Here is a 14,617-nt window from a genome sequence, read left to right as displayed (position 1 = left end):
ATGCACGCATTCCAACGACTGGCCCGCCTGCTGGCGGCCGGCACGATCGCCCTGAGCGCCGCCGGCGCCGCGCTGGCCGACACGAAGGTCACGGTCGGCTTCGTGCCGATCGCCGACCTGATGCCGCTCTACGTCGCGAAGGAGCAGGGCTTTTTCGCGAAGCGCGGCCTCGACGTCACGCTGCAGGCGATCCCGATCAACCCGACGATCCCGCCGGCGCTGCAATCGGACTCGATCCAGGTCGGAACGGTCACGCCTTCGGTCCTGATGCAGGCGGCCGACAGCGGCATGGACCTGGTCGTGATCGCCGGCGGCAGCGTGCTCACGCCGGCCAGCAAGACGCCCGGCATCGTGCTGCGCAGCGGCGTCGCGCTGAAGACGCCGCAGGACTTCGTCGGGAAGAAGGTCGGTGTCGCCGGCCTGGGCGCCACGCTGCACGTGCTGGCACGCAAGTGGTTCGCCGACCACGGCGTCGACCCGAAGAAGATCAACTTCGTCGAGGTCGCGCTGCCGCAGATGAGCGACGTGCTCAAGGGCGGCTCGGTCGATGCGGTGGTGCCGGCCGAGCCCTTCATGAGCCGCATCGTGCAGTCCGGCGCGGGCACCGTGTTCGCGTACCTGTCGGACGACTTTCCGGCAGCCGGCGTGATGCCGATCGCCTATGGCGTCACGCGCGACTGGCTGCAGAAGAACACCGCGGCCGCACGCGGCTTCCGCGAGGCGCTCGAAGAGGCCAACGCCTTCCACGCGAAGAACGAGGCCGCCGCCCGCGCCGACATGGCGAAGTACGTCAAGGCGCCACCGGACGTCTTCAAGACGCTGGTCGTGCCGCAACAGGCCAGCGTGGCGACCGAAGACCACATGCGCTTCTGGATCGACGCGATGAAGAGCCAGGACATGCTGAAGAACAGCGTCGACGCGAAGCGGCTGATCTTCAAGTGAGCCGCCGCAACCCCATTCGAAACCTTTGGAGCCTCTCGTGATACAGCATCTGAAAACCGGCCAGTCGGCCCAGAACAAGGCCAGCAACAACGCCCAGGTCCGGGCCACGGTCGAGGGCATCCTCGCCGACATCGAGGCGCGTGGCGACGCCGCCGTGCGCGACTACTCGCAGAAGTTCGACCGCTGGAGCCCCGAGAGCTTCCGGCTGTCGCAGGCCGAGATCGACGCCTGCATCGCCGAGCTCACGCCGCAGCAACTCGCCGACATCCGCTTCGCGCAGGCGCAGATCCGGCGCTTCGCGCAGATCCAGAAAAGCTCGATGCATGACGTCGAGATCGAGACGCTGCCGGGCGTGGTGCTGGGCCACCGCAACATCCCGATGAACTCGGTCGGCTGCTACATCCCCGGCGGCAAGTACCCGCTGATCGCCTCGGCGCACATGAGCGTGCTGACGGCCAAGGTGGCCGGCGTGAAGCGCGTGATCGCCTGCGCGCCCCCGTTCGAAGGCCGCCCATCGCCCGCCATCGTCGCCGCCATGGCGCTGGCCGGCGCCGACGAGATCTACTGCCTGGGCGGCGTCCAGGCCGTGGCCGCCATGGCGCTGGGCACCGAGAGCATGCCCGGCGTCGACATGATCGTCGGCCCCGGCAACGCCTACGTCGCGGAAGCCAAGCGCCAGCTGTTCGGCCGCGTCGGCATCGACCTGTTCGCCGGCCCGACCGAAACGCTGGTGATCTGCGACGACACGGTCGACGCGGAACTGGTCGCGGTCGACCTGATGGGCCAGGCCGAGCACGGCCCGACCTCGCCGGCCTACTGCATCACCACCAGCCCGACGATCGCGGCCGAGCTGCCGGCGGCCATCGAACGCGTGCTGGCCCGGCTCGACACCGCCGCCGTGGCGGGCGCCGCCTGGCGCGACCATGGCGAGCTGATCCTCTGCGACAGCGACGAGGAAGCGCTGCAGGAAGCACAGCGCCTGTGCTCGGAGCACGTGCAGGTGATGACGAAGGACCCGGACTGGTACCTCGCGCGCATGACCAACTACGGCGCGCTGTTCCTCGGCCACCGAACCAACGTGAGCTACGGCGACAAGGTGATCGGCACGAACCACACGCTGCCCACGATGGGCGCGGGCCGCTACACCGGCGGACTCTGGGTCGGCAAGTTCATCAAGACGCACACCTACCAGCGCGTGCTGACCGACGAGGCCTCGGTGCTGATCGGCGAGTACTGCTCGCGCCTGTGCGCGATGGAGCAGCTCTCCGGCCACAAGGAGCAGGCCGACATCCGCGTGCGCCGGCTCGCCGCGACTGCCGCATGAACACGCTCGCATCCCCGCGACCGGCCGCTGCGCCATCGGCCGCCGCACCGCTGGCCGGCCGGGTGGCGGTGGTCACCGGCGCGGCCGGCGGCATCGGCGCCGCGATCTGCGAGGGCCTGGCCGCGGCCGGCGCCACGGTGGCGGCCGGCTACAACGGGTCGCGCGACGCAGCCGAGTCGCTGGCCGCGCGCCTGCCGGCCGCCGCGGGCCAGCGCCATGCCGCGCTGCGCGCACCGGTGACCGACAGCGCCGCGCTGGCGACGCTCGCAGCCGACGTGCAGGCGCGATGGGGCCGCTGCGACATCCTGGTCAACTGCGCCGGCACCACGCGCTTCGTGCCGCACGCCGACCTGGACGGCCTGGACGACGCGCTGTTCGACCAGATCCTGCAGACCAACGTGCGCGGCCCGTTCGCCGCTGTGCGTGCGCTCGCGCCGCTGCTGCGTGCCTCGGGCGCCGGGCTGGTCGTCAACATCTCGTCCATCGCGGCCGTGACCGCGATGGGCAGCAACGTCGCCTACTGCGCGTCGAAGGCCGCGGTCGACAACATGACGCGATCGCTGGCCCGTGCGCTGGCGCCGGAGATCCGCGTGCTGTCGGTGTCGCCCGGCCTGGCCGATACCGACTTCGTCAAGCAGATGGACGCCGGCTGGCGCGACGAGCAGGCCGGCCGCACGCCGCTGCGCCGCCTTGCGCAACCGGCCGAAGTGGCCGGTGCCGTGCTGGCCGCGGCGGTCCACCTCACCTTCAGCACCGGCGCCGTGATTCCCGTCGACGGCGGACGGCCGCTGCATTGAAGCGCCGAGCCGCCGACGCATCCGACACCTTCCCAGAGACAAACCGGAGAACCCCATGAAACTCGCCAGCCTCAAATCCAGCTGCCGCGACGGCCGCCTCGTGGTCGTGTCGCGCGATCTCGCCCGCGCCGCCGACGCCGCACACATCGCGCCCACGATGCGCGCCGCGCTCGAAGACTGGGCGCGTGCCGAGCCCGCACTGCGCGCGCTCTATGCCCGGCTCAATGCCGGCGACGCCGAAGGCGCCTTCGCCTTCGACCCGCTGCAGGCCCTGGCGCCCCTGCCGCGCAGCCACCAGTTCGTCGACGCATCGGCCTTCCTGAACCACGGCAACATCATGGAAGAGGCCTACAAGCTGACCGTGAAGAAGACCGCCGGCATCCCGATCCTGGTGCCGCGCCAGGGCGACGACTTTCGCGGCGCGCACGACGACTACGAGTTCCCGACCGAAGCCGACCAGTGCGACTTCGAAGGCGAGTTCGCGGTCATCACCGACGACGTGCCGATGGGCGTGACGGCCGCGCAGGCGCTGTCGCACGTCAGGCTGGTCACCATCCTCAACGACGTCAGCATGCGCGGCCACCTGTTCCGCGAACTCGGCATGGGCTTCGGCCTGGTGCAGGCCAAGCCGGCCACCGTGTTCGCGCCGGTGGCCGTCACGCCCGACGAACTCGGCGACGCCTGGAAGGACGGCCGCGTGCACCTGGACATGCGCGTGTCGCGCAACGGCGAATGGTTCGGCCACCCGAACGGCGGCGAGATGGACTGGGGCTTCGGCGAGCTGATCGCCCACACGGCCTACAACCGGCGGCTCGGCGCGGGCTTCGTGCTCGGCTCGGGCACGGTGTCGAACACGGCGCACCGCAGCGTCGGCTCGGCCTGCCTGGCCGAACGGCGCGCGGTCGAGATGATCGACCACGGCGCGTCGACCACCGGCTTCCTGAACTTCGGCGAGCGACTGCGCTTCGAAGTGCTCGACGCCGACGGCCGGTCGGTCTTCGGCGCGATCGACAACGTCTTCGTGCGCGCCACGCCGGCGAGCGAGCAGGCGCCGGCATGAAAGTCCTGGTCACCGGGGCGAGCGGCTTCGTCGGTTCGGCGCTCGTGCAACGGCTGCTGGCCGATGCCGAAACGCTCGGCCGTCCGATCGATCAGTTGATCCTGGTCGACCAGAAGTTCAGCGAGGTCGCCGACGATCCGCGCCTGCGCTATCGGGCGGGCGACATCGCCAGTCCGGTCTTTCTGCAGAGCCTGGCACCGCAGACGCTCGACGTGGTGTTCCACCTGGCCAGCGTGCCCGGCGGTGCGGCCGAGAAGGACTACGCGCTCGGCTACGCGGCCAACCTGCAGGCCACCGAATCGCTGTTCGGCCTGCTGTCGCGCAGCGAGCGGCCGCCGGTCGTGGTGTTCACGAGCACGGTGGCGGTCTATGGCGCCGAGTTGCCGCCACGGGTCGACGAGCGCACGCCGCTGCGGCCGGTGATGAGCTACGGCACGCACAAGCTGATGGGCGAGCTGCTGCTGAACGACCTGAGCCGGCGCGGACTCATCGACGGCCGCTGCCTGCGCCTGCCCGGCATCGTCGCGCGGCCGCCGCAGGCCAACGGCCACGTGTCGGCGTTCATGAGCGACCTGTTCCATCTGTTGCGCGACGGCAAGCCCTTCACCTGCCCGGTGTCGCCCCACGCGACGGCCTGGTGGATGTCGGTCGATTGCTGCGTCGACAACCTGCTGCACGCGGCCCGGCTGCCGGCCGACCGGTTGGGTTCGACGCGCGTCTGGCAACTGCCGGTGCTGCACCTGTCGCTGCAGACGCTGGTGGATGCGATGGCCGGGCTCTATGGCGAAGACCGCCGCGCGATGGTGCGGTGGGCGCCGGTCGAAGCGGTGGAAGCGACCTTCGGCCGTTATCCGCCGCTGGACACGCCGACGGCGCTCGCGCTCGGCTTCCGGCATGACGGCAGCACCGAGGCGCTGGTGCGCAACGCGCTGCGCGCCACGGCGGTGCCGACCTCGGCCGCCGCGCAAGCGGGATAGCCGGATCGCCGAGATCCGCTGAGATCACGGACCAAGTCCTCGCAGGACCAACGAAACAAGAGAGACAAGACCATGACCCCTTCCACACCCCACTCGGCCTCGCGCCGCCGCCTGCTCGCCGCGGGCGCCACGCTACCCTTCGCCGCGCTGCTGCCCCATGTCTCGCACGCAGCCGGCTATCCGGAGAAGCCGATCCGGATCGTGATTCCCTTCGCCTCCGGCGGCACCGCCGACGTGGTGGCGCGGCTGCTGGCCAACAAGCTGACCGAACGGCTCGGCCAGCCGGTGGTGGTCGACGCGCGCGCGGGCGCCAACGGCATCATCGGCGCGGACGGCGTCGCCAAGGCGGCGCCCGACGGCTACACGCTGCTGCTGCACAGCTCGGCGCATGCGATCAACGCGAGCCTGTACAAGAAGCTGCCCTTCGACACGCTGCGCGACTTCACGCCGGTGGCGCCGGTGGTCGCGCCCGGCGTGTTCGTGGTCGTGGTCAACCCGTCGCTGCCGGTCAACAGCATCCCCGAACTGCTGGCCTACGCGAAGGCGCACCCGGACACCGTGTCCTACGGCTCGGCCGGCATCGGCAACGGCCTGCACCTGGCCGGCGAGATGCTCGCGCAGATGGGCGGCGTGAAGCTGCTGCACGTGCCGTACAAGGGCGCGGCGCCGATCCTCAACGACCTGGTCGGCAACCAGATCCAGATGATGTTCAACAGCCCGCTCGCGGTGCAGGGCTTCGTCAAGGACAAGAAGCTGCGCATGCTGGCGCAGACCGGCCTCGTGCGCAGCAGCGCGCTGCCCGACCTGCCGACCGTGGCGGAATCCGGCCTGCCGGGCTTCGAGGTCACGAGCTGGTATGGCCTGTATGCGCCGGCGAACACGCCCGCGCCGATCGTCCAGCGCCTCAACGCCGAGACGATCTGGGCGATGAACCAGCCCGACGTGCAGGAGCGCCTTGCGTCGCTCGGCACCGCGGCCCTGCCGCCGACCTCGCCCGCCCAGTTCGGCGAATTCACGCGCAGCGAGATCGCGCGCTACGCCAGCGTGATCCGCAAGGCCAACCTGAGCCTCGACGTCGTCTGAGGCTGCCCCTCTTTCCATCAGAAACCACAAGAACCCCGGAGACAACCATGACCCTCAATCGCCGCCAATCGCTCGCCCTGGGTGCCAGCCTGCTGCTGGGCACCGGCGTCGGCCGCGCCTTCGCGCAGGACTACCCGAACAAGCCGATCCGCATCATCGTGCCGTTCCCGGCGGGCACGGGGCTCGACGTCGACTCGCGCTTCTTCGCGGCACGGCTGTCGATCGAGCTCGGCCAGACCGTCTACATCGAGAACCGCCCCGGCGCCACCGGCACCATCGGCACCGACTACGCGGCCAAGGCCGCACCGGACGGCTACACGCTCTACATGGGCTCGACCAGCGCGCTGTCGTACGTGCCCACGCTGTTCAGCAAGCTGCCCTACAAGCTCAGCGACTTCACCGCCGTCAGCCTGCTGGCCGTGCTCGAAGGCGCGCTGGTCGCCAACCCGAAGCTGCCGGTGAAGAACGCCGCCGAACTGGTTGCGCTGGCCAAGGCGCAGCCGGGCACCGTGCGTGCCGCGACGCAAGGCATCGGCAGCTTCTCGCACATGGTGGGCGAATGGTTCGTGGCGACCACCGGTGCGCCGATCGACTTCATCCCCTACAACACGTCGAGCCCGTTCGCGAGCGTGCTGGCGGGCGACACCCAGGTCATCTTCGACGCGCTGCCGGCCTCGATGACCAACATCCAGGCCGGCAAGCTCAAGGCGCTGGCCATCACCGGCAAGGCGCGCCAGCCGCTGATACCGGACGTGCCGACCTATGCCGAACAGGGCATCGCCAACTTCGAGCCCTTCACCTGGTTCGGCCTGATGGCGCCGGCCGCCACGCCGCGCGGCTTCATCGACCGCATCGCCACGGCCTGCGCACAGATCGCGAAGTCGCCCGAGGCCGTCGAGCGCTACCGCAGCCTGGGCGGTGCGCCGACCGGCAGCAGCGCAGCCGACTTCGACGGCTTCGTGAAGGCCGAGCAGGCCAAGTGGATTCCGGTGGTGCAGCGCACCGGCGTGAAGCTGGGCTGAGGATGGGGGTCGACACGATCCTGGAATTCGATGCGCTGTCGATCCGGCTCGGCGGCCGCGAGATCCTCTCGCCGACCAGCCTGGCGATCGAGCGCGGCGAGTTCGTCTGCATCATCGGCCCGTCCGGCTGCGGCAAGACCACGCTGCTGCGCGCGGCGGCGGGCTTCGTGGCGCCGAGCGCCGGGCAGGCGCTGCATCACGGCCGGCGCGTCGATCGGCCCTCGCGCGAGGCGGCTTTCGTGTTCCAGGACTATGGCCGCGCGCTGCTGCCCTGGCGCACGGTGGAAGGCAACGTCGCGCTGGCGCTGGAGGCCGCCGGCGTGCCGGCGGCCGAGCGGCCGGCGCGCATCGCGCGCGTGCTCGACACGGTCGGCCTGGGCGCGCATGCACGCAAGTACCCGGCGGAGCTGTCCGGCGGCATGCAGCAGCGCGTGCAGATTGCACGCTGCCTGGCGCAGGAGCCCGATCTGCTGATGATGGACGAGCCCTTCGGCGCGCTCGACGCGATGACGCGGGAGAGCCTGCAGGACGAGGTCTCGCGGCTGGTCCGCGAGCGCGGGCTGACCGTCCTCTTCGTCACGCACGACCTGGAAGAAGCCATCTACCTGAGCGACCGCGTGATCGCGCTGCGCGCACATCCGACGCCCGATTGGCCCAGCCTGGCGGCGATCGTCGACGTGCCGATCCCGCGGCCCCGGCAACAGCTCGACACCCGCGAGCATCCGGAATTCCTGCGGCTGCGGCGCGAGCTCTACGGCTTCCTCGGCCATGGGGGCCAGCGCCATGGCTAGCGCCGCCGCCCTGCCCCGCGCGGCCTGCCGCTGGCTGCGGCCCTGGGCCTTCCCCGCGCTGCTGCTGGCCGCGCTCGAGTTGTACGCACGCACGGCCGGCCGCGGCAGCGAAGCGCTGGCGGCGCCGAGTGCAGCCGCCGCGTCCTTCGCACAGCTCCTGCCGTCGATGGCGCCCGACGGGCTGCTGCGCGCCACCGCCTTCACGCTGGGCAGCGCGGCCGCGGGGCTGTTGCTGGGCACGCTGGCCGGTGTTGCGATCGGCCTGCTGCTGGGCCTGTCGCGCCGCGCCGCGCAGGCCGGCTTCCTGACGATCGAGGTGCTGCGGCCGATCCCGTCGGTCGCGCTGATTCCGCTCGCGATGCTGGTGTTCGGCTTCGGCTTCCGCATGGAGATCGGCGTGATCGCATTCGCGGTGTTCTGGCCGATGCTGATCCTGTCGCAGGCAGCCGTGCGGCAGGTCGAGCCGCGGCTGCTGGAAGTGGCGCGCGCGCTCGAACTCACGCCCGCGGCACGCATCCGCAAGATCGTGCTGCCGGCCGCGCTGCCCCGGCTCTTCGTCGCCTTGCGGCTGTCGGTCGCGGTCGCGCTGGTGGTGGCCGTGACGGTCGAGATCGCCGCCAACCCGCACGGCATGGGCTACGCGCTGATCATTGCGCAGCAAAGCCTGGACCCGGCGCTGATGCTGGCCTGGCTCGGTTGGATCGGTGTCGTCGGCGTAGCGGTCAACGCTGCCGCGCAAGGGGCGCAGCGCGCAGCCGCACGCGCCATGGGCGAGGTGCGGGGATGAGCGCGCGCCGTATTCCCTGGGGCGCCGCGGCCTCGTCGCTGGCCGTGCTCGCTGCTCTGCTGGCCACGTGGAGCGTCGCGAGCCATGGCGGCTGGGTCAGCGCGGTCTTTCTGCCGACGCCGATGGCCGCCGTGCACAGCCTGCGCGACGGCTGGCTCGGCGGCGAACTTGCCAGCTTCACGCTCGCGACGGCCGGACGCATGCTGGTCGGCTGGCTGCTCGCGTCGCTCGCCGGCGTCGCGCTCGGTGCGCTGATCGGCAGCTCGGCCGCCGCGCGCGCCTGGCTGCAGCCCACGCTGGAATTCGTGCGCCCGCTGCCGGCTTCCGCCGTGATGCCGCTCGCCATCTCGCTGTTCGGCCTCGGTCCGACGATGGTGCTGACGGTGGTCGCGTTCGGCGCGATGTGGCCGGTGCTGCTCGCGACCGTGCACGGCTTCGCGTCGGTGCATGAGCGGCTGCGCGAAGTGGCACAGGCGCTGCAGCTGTCGCGCGCCGCCTTCGTCTGGAAGGTCGGCCTGCCCAACGCGCTGCCCGACATCGTCGCCGGCATGCGGCTGGCGATGACCGTCGCGCTGATCATCTCGGTGGTCGGCGAGATGCTCGCCTCCCAGCCCGGCCTGGGCCAGGCCATCCTGCTGGCGGCGCGCTCCTTTCGCGCCAGCGAACTGTTCGCCGGCGTGATCCTGCTCGGCGCCATCGGCTTCGCGAGCAATGCGCTGCTGGCGCTCGCGGAACGCCGCTTCCTGCGCTTCCAGAACCGCTGATCCGATCCGAAGAAAGACCCCACCATGCCCCGCCGCTTCGTCGACCTGTCGATCTACCTGGAGAACGACGTGCTTTCCGACCCGCCACCGCTCGCGCCGCACATCGTCTACGAGACGCATGCCGACACCGTGCACGAGTTCGTCCAGATGCTGCCCGGCACGCGGCCGGAGGATTTCCCCGACGGCGAGGCCGCAGCCGTGGAGCGCGTCACGCTGACCACGCACAACGGCACGCACCTGGACGCGCCCTGGCACTTCCACTCCACCATGGACGGCAAGCTCGGCGGCAGCCGGCCGTCGATGACGATCGACGAGGTGCCGCTCGACTGGTGCTTCCAGCCCGGCGTGAAGCTGGACTTCCGCCACTTCCCCGATGGCTACGTGGCGACGGCGGCCGACGTCGAGGCCGAACTGGCCCGCATCGGGCACACGCTGGCGCCCATGGAGATCGTGGTCGTCAACACCCGCGCCGGATCGCGTTACGGCCACGGCGACTACGTGAGCGCCGGCGCCGGCATGGGCTACGAGGCGACGATGTACCTGCTGGAGCGCGGCGTCCGCGTCACCGGCACCGACGCCTGGAGCTGGGACGCGCCCTTCTCGTACACCGCGAAGAAGTTCGCCGAAACCGGCGACCGCAGCCTGCTCTGGGAAGGCCACAAGGCCGGCCGCGACATCGGCTACTGCCACCTGGAGAAGCTGCACAACCTGGAGTCGCTGCCACCCGACGGCTTCACGATCAGCTGCTTCCCGCACAAGATCCGCGCGGCGTCGGCGGGGTGGACGCGGGCGGTGGCGATATTCGAGGACGCAGCGCTGCCGAACGCCTGAAGCCCGCTGATATCAATTCAGCGTGTAGACGATCGGCGGCTTGCCTTCGGCCTGCACGATGTACGCCGGTTCGTCCGTGGGCAATATGCCCGTGAGCCGGTATGCCCAACTGCCGCTGGACTGGACCAGGCTGATCCGGTCACTGCTGGACGTGGTTTGCTGATGCACGTCGCCAGCCGTATAGATCTGCCGGCGATCGGCCCAATCCAGGGACGGCACGGACATCAGGCTCAGACTGCCCGCGGCGACGGACAGCGGGTCGGCTTCCAACGAGAAGACGGCGTCGCCCGAAGGTCGCGCGAGCCAGCGCAGGTTGAAGGTATAGGGCGCTTCGGCCACGGAGTCGCCGCTGCGAATGAACTGTGCGCAGACGGTGTCCGAATCCAGGTAGCGACCATGATCCGCAGTCTCGGCAACCTCGTTCGCCAGGAACATCGAAGGCACCGTGAACATGCCTGCGTTCGCGACCGAGGCGAGTTCCCCGCCCGTCAAACGGCGGCAGGTTTCGGATGCCCGGTTCAACGGGTAGACGTACAACCGGCCTTGCATTGCCGTCTCGAACTTCAGACTCATCGTCTGGCTGCCGTGCGTGCCGGTCAGCGTTGCCATCTTCACCAGCAGCGCGTTCACTGCGATGGTCAGCGTCGCTTCCGGCATGTCCCGGGGCGCGGATGCACCGGCCGCCAGCCGGCCTTTTGCCTTCAGCGTGTACGTGCCCGGTGCGATGGTCGCGGGCACGGCCAGCCTGACGAGCGTGGGCGTGTTCGGGAAGTAGGTGCCCGATGCCGCCGTCCGCGGTGACAGCGGCACGGCCACGGTTCCGCTCGCGTCCTCCAGCGTGTAGGCGATGGTTTCTGCCGTGGCAAGGTACGTCGACAACTCGATGTCGAGATCGCCACTGGCCGCGACAGGATTGACCGTGTCGAGCGCGCGCCGGATGGTCGGCTGCGGTCGGACGGCGGCGTCACTCCCATCGGCGACGACCGCCACATCGGCCACCTGTGGCGCCGTCGTGTTCGATGTGTTCGAACCGCCCGAGATGTCCAGGCTGATCGGCGCGCTGGACGCGGAACTGGACGCGGCCTCTGCGCCGGAACCTCCCCCGCAGCCGTGGAGGGCGCCGATCGTGAGCAGACAGAAGAGCTGAACGATGATTTGCTTTTTCATGGATTCCCCTGAGTTCATTGGCTTGACCGAACAAAGGCAGGAAGGAATCCGGAAAACATGCACGCGCCGCTTTGCCGTAAGGGGGATGCGCGCGGACATCGCGCAGGCGCATCAGCTGTTGTCGGGGCTCCCTGCCGCGCGAGGCCACCCGGAAGGGGTGGCTGCGCGCCGGGAGCTTGATGCAACCTGCGACCTGTCGCGAGGCGAGGTAACGAACGGTGGAAGAAGGCGTCTCGGCGCACCGATTTCGCCGCTCGACGCCAATGCCTCAGTCGCAACGACCGGCTGTCAGACCATCCCGCCGTTCACCGAAATGATCTGCCCCGTGATGTAGGCCGCGTCGTCGCTCGCCAGAAAGCCCGCGAGTGCGGCCACCTCGTCCGGCCTGCCTGCGCGTTTGACCGGCACCAATTGCCGCACCATCGCCTCGTCGAAGGCCGCGTCCGCCATCGGCGACGCGATGATCCCGGGCGCAATGGCATTGACCGTCACGCCACGCGAGGCCACCTCCAGCGACAGCGCCTTGGTCGCGCTGTTGAGCGCACCCTTGGCGGCTGCATAGTTGACCTGCCCGCGATTGCCGGTGAGCGCGGCCACCGACGAGATGTTCAGGATGCGGCCCCAGCGCGTACGCAGCATCGGCAGCAGCAGCGGCTGCGTGACGCGGAAGAAGCCGTTGAGCGAAACGTCCACCACCTTGTGCCACTGGTCGGCACGCATGCCGGGCAGCACGGCGTCGTCGTGCACACCGGCGTTGTTGACGATGACCTGCACCGGGCCGCCCAGCAGCATCGCGGCACAGGCCGCGGCGCAGGCGTCGTCGCTGCGCAGGTCGAAGACATGGCATTCGGCGGAACCACCAGCCGCGACGATCTCGGCGGCCAGGGCATCCACGGCCTCCGGCCGGGAGCTCGCATGCAGCAACAGGTGGGCGCCGTCGCGCGCGAGGCGACGCGCAATGGCGGCGCCCAGCGCGCCACTGGCGCCCGTGACCAACGCACGTTTTCCGGACAGGCTCATGGGGCAGATCTCTCCTCAGGCAAAGGCGTGTTGAGCACGACCACGGCGCGGCCCGCGGCCAGCACGGCATCGGTCGCGTCACGGACATCGAATTCGTAGAGCACCTGGCGTGCATCGCCCGACAGCCGCCGCGCGCGCACCTGCAGCGCACCGGCCACTTCGTCGAGCCGCACGATGCCGAACCGCACGTTGCGGGCGCTGGCGAGGAACCCGGCGGACGGCGGCTCGCCATCGCTCGCAAGCAGCCCACCGTGCAGGGCCATCGCCTGCGCCGCGTATTCGATGGCGGCAGGCGCCAGCAGGCCGACCGCGGTCCGCAGCGGATTGCCGGGAAGTCCGTGACTGGTGGCGGTGCAATGGACGGTGTCCGCGTCCCAGTCGACGAGCCGGTCGAGCAGGCACATGCGGCCCGCATGCGGAATGCGCGCCGCAATGCCAGCGGCGTCGAGCGTTTTTGGCTGCAGGGAAGATGTCATGGCAAGGATGGCCGATCGGCCACCAGCAGCACGTTGGCAAAGGGTGTGCCCGCACTCATCGGAATGCTCTGCACCGAGAAGCCGAGCCGCTCGAGCAGCATCGTCCATTCGCGCAGCGGCCGACCCCAGGTTGGAGACACGCGGTGGCCGCGCACGCGCGTCACGGCATGGTCCACCCACTGGCTGATCGCAAAACCGCGTCGGTTGTCGGCGTCGCCGACACGCAGCAACAGCCGGCCCGTGCCCGGCGGCAACGCGGCATGCACGCGGCGCAGCACGGCTTCCTGCGCGTCGAGGTCCACGTAGTGCAGCACGTCGAGGATCACGACGAGGTCGCTCGCCGGCAACTCGGCGCTGCACATGTCGCCGCAGACGAAGTTCGGTGCCGGCTGCAGCGCACCGACCAGGGCGCGTGCACGGTCGACGTCGCGCGACATCAGCTCGATCCCGGTGTAGTGCGCGCCGGCGGGTGTGCCGGCCCAGGCCGCTGGCCAGCGGCCCTGCGCCTGCATGGCCGCCATCGATGCCAGCAGGCTCGCGAAGATCCCCTGGCCACAGCCGATGTCGAGCACCCGTCGGCGTTCCCGGCCGATGAGTCCGCGCTGGATCAGGCCGCGGAACACCGGGTCGTAGCCCAGCTTCCCGCGCGCGAAATGCCAGGCGAAGCGGCCGGCGCGCCGATATGGCGCACTCGCCAGGTCATGCAGTTGGCGCCAGGCGGCGTGGTGGCGGATGTCGTGGAGAACGGTCATTCGTCGAAGGCCTCGGGCAGTGTCACGGCTTGCAGTCCCGCGGCGCTGAAGGCGCGCAGCAGCGGCGGCAGCACGTCGAGTATCACGGGCCGGTCGGCCACCGTGCGGGCGGCATTGCCGTCGTGCAGCAGCAGGATGTCGCCGGCGGCCAGGCCACGGGTCAGCCGCGCGAGCACCTTGGCCGCGTTGGTCTCGCGGGTGTCGAAGCCACGCCGCGTCCAGCTCACGAGCGTCAGGCCCAGGCGATGCAGCACAGGTTCGAGGAAGGGATTGCGCAGCCCCGCCGGCGCCCGGAAACAGACCGGCAGTTCGCCCGCGACATCGGCAAGCACCTGCTGCGCACGGGCGATTTCGGCGGCGTAGCCACGCGGTCCGAGCAGCGAGAAGTTGTGCCGGTGACGTGCCGTGTGATTCTGGATGCTGTGGCCGCGCGCCACGATCTCGCGCGCCAATGCCGGATGCGCGACCACGCGGTCCGCGATGCAGAAGAAGGTCGCGCGATGGCCGGCGACGTCGAGCATGTCGAGCACCCGCGGCGTGACTTCGGGATCGGGGCCGTCGTCGATGGTCAGCGCAACCTCGCGGCGCAGCGCCGCGGCACGGGGCAGGCGCGTCACGTTGGGGCCGAGCACGCGGCTGCGCGGCAGCAGTCCGGCCACCGTGATCAGCGCATGGTTGAGCACGACGGCGGCCAATGCCCAGGGCCAGGCGCCGGTCACCGACAGCGCCACGACCAGCGCCGCCGCATGCAGTGCGGCGCTCGCGAGGAACACCGCCGTGACCCGCGACATCGGAAAGACGGAGGACTTGGCGGCGCGCCTGGG

The 14,617-nt window shown here is 70.2% G+C and carries 16 protein-coding genes; 11 read left to right on the top strand and 5 right to left on the bottom strand.

Annotation, left to right across the window (positions count from 1 at the left end; translation table 11 throughout):
* The 11 genes from AC07PZ_RS25555 to AC07PZ_RS25505 all read left to right on the top strand — a co-directional run bounded on the left by AC07PZ_RS25555 (position 1) and on the right by AC07PZ_RS25505 (position 10,378).
* Positions 1-942, top strand: coding sequence for an ABC transporter substrate-binding protein (locus AC07PZ_RS25555; protein WP_495297960.1), 942 nt, complete (start codon positions 1-3; stop codon positions 940-942).
* 37 nt (positions 943-979) lie between these two features.
* A complete protein-coding gene (gene hisD, locus AC07PZ_RS25550; protein ID WP_495297959.1) occupies positions 980-2,266 on the top strand; it encodes a histidinol dehydrogenase in 1,287 nt (428 codons plus the stop codon).
* Positions 2,263-3,063 carry an SDR family NAD(P)-dependent oxidoreductase gene (locus tag AC07PZ_RS25545; RefSeq protein WP_495297958.1) on the top strand — a complete coding sequence of 267 codons (801 nt, stop codon included), beginning with the start codon at positions 2,263-2,265 and terminating at the stop codon, positions 3,061-3,063. Before hisD ends, AC07PZ_RS25545 begins: the two co-directional genes overlap by 4 nt.
* Positions 3,064-3,118: 55 nt before the next feature.
* A complete protein-coding gene (locus AC07PZ_RS25540; RefSeq protein ID WP_495297957.1) occupies positions 3,119-4,123 on the top strand; it encodes a fumarylacetoacetate hydrolase family protein in 1,005 nt (334 codons plus the stop codon).
* Positions 4,120-5,100 (top strand): NAD-dependent epimerase/dehydratase family protein, encoded by a 981-nt coding sequence (locus AC07PZ_RS25535; protein WP_495297956.1) that lies wholly within the window; start codon positions 4,120-4,122, stop codon positions 5,098-5,100. The genes AC07PZ_RS25540 and AC07PZ_RS25535 overlap by 4 nt, the downstream gene beginning before the upstream one ends.
* Before the next feature lie 72 nt (positions 5,101-5,172).
* A complete protein-coding gene (locus AC07PZ_RS25530) occupies positions 5,173-6,183 on the top strand; it encodes a tripartite tricarboxylate transporter substrate binding protein (protein WP_495297955.1) in 1,011 nt (336 codons plus the stop codon).
* A 47-nt stretch (positions 6,184-6,230) separates the two neighbouring features.
* Complete coding sequence (locus AC07PZ_RS25525) at positions 6,231-7,205, top strand: Bug family tripartite tricarboxylate transporter substrate binding protein (RefSeq protein ID WP_495297954.1); 975 nt, start codon at positions 6,231-6,233, stop codon at positions 7,203-7,205.
* Between the two features lie 2 nt (positions 7,206-7,207).
* Positions 7,208-7,996: an ABC transporter ATP-binding protein gene (locus AC07PZ_RS25520; protein WP_495297953.1), complete on the top strand. Its 789-nt coding sequence runs from the start codon at positions 7,208-7,210 to the stop codon at positions 7,994-7,996.
* Positions 7,989-8,783 (top strand): ABC transporter permease, encoded by a 795-nt coding sequence (locus tag AC07PZ_RS25515; RefSeq protein WP_495297952.1) that lies wholly within the window; start codon positions 7,989-7,991, stop codon positions 8,781-8,783. The genes AC07PZ_RS25520 and AC07PZ_RS25515 overlap by 8 nt, the downstream gene beginning before the upstream one ends.
* Positions 8,780-9,547 (top strand): ABC transporter permease, encoded by a 768-nt coding sequence (locus tag AC07PZ_RS25510; RefSeq protein WP_495297951.1) that lies wholly within the window; start codon positions 8,780-8,782, stop codon positions 9,545-9,547. Before AC07PZ_RS25515 ends, AC07PZ_RS25510 begins: the two co-directional genes overlap by 4 nt.
* A gap of 24 nt (positions 9,548-9,571) precedes the next feature.
* Positions 9,572-10,378 carry a cyclase family protein gene (locus AC07PZ_RS25505; RefSeq protein ID WP_495297950.1) on the top strand — a complete coding sequence of 269 codons (807 nt, stop codon included), beginning with the start codon at positions 9,572-9,574 and terminating at the stop codon, positions 10,376-10,378.
* A 12-nt stretch (positions 10,379-10,390) separates the two neighbouring features.
* Here AC07PZ_RS25505 and AC07PZ_RS25500 read toward each other — a convergent pair whose 3' ends face one another.
* From AC07PZ_RS25500 to AC07PZ_RS25480, 5 genes are all read right to left on the bottom strand, one after another.
* The gene (locus AC07PZ_RS25500; RefSeq protein ID WP_495297949.1) at positions 10,391-11,644 is read right to left on the bottom strand and encodes a hypothetical protein; all 1,254 of its coding nucleotides are present in this window, start codon (positions 11,642-11,644) and stop codon (positions 10,391-10,393) included.
* A 189-nt stretch (positions 11,645-11,833) separates the two neighbouring features.
* Complete coding sequence (gene fabG, locus AC07PZ_RS25495) at positions 11,834-12,565, bottom strand: 3-oxoacyl-ACP reductase FabG (RefSeq protein ID WP_495297948.1); 732 nt, start codon at positions 12,563-12,565, stop codon at positions 11,834-11,836.
* Positions 12,562-13,041 (bottom strand): hotdog family protein, encoded by a 480-nt coding sequence (locus AC07PZ_RS25490; protein WP_495297947.1) that lies wholly within the window; start codon positions 13,039-13,041, stop codon positions 12,562-12,564. The genes fabG and AC07PZ_RS25490 overlap by 4 nt, the downstream gene beginning before the upstream one ends.
* A complete protein-coding gene (locus AC07PZ_RS25485) occupies positions 13,038-13,793 on the bottom strand; it encodes a class I SAM-dependent methyltransferase (RefSeq protein WP_495297946.1) in 756 nt (251 codons plus the stop codon). Before AC07PZ_RS25485 ends, AC07PZ_RS25490 begins: the two co-directional genes overlap by 4 nt.
* Positions 13,790-14,584 carry a polysaccharide deacetylase family protein gene (locus AC07PZ_RS25480; RefSeq protein ID WP_495297994.1) on the bottom strand — a complete coding sequence of 265 codons (795 nt, stop codon included), beginning with the start codon at positions 14,582-14,584 and terminating at the stop codon, positions 13,790-13,792. The genes AC07PZ_RS25485 and AC07PZ_RS25480 overlap by 4 nt, the downstream gene beginning before the upstream one ends.
* Between the last annotated feature and the right edge of the window lie 33 nt (positions 14,585-14,617).

It is taken from the genome of Variovorax sp. GW821-FHT10B04, from assembly GCF_059415645.1.
The sequence above is the reverse complement of the archived record's forward strand: the minus strand, read 5'-3'. Positions and strand labels throughout refer to the sequence as shown.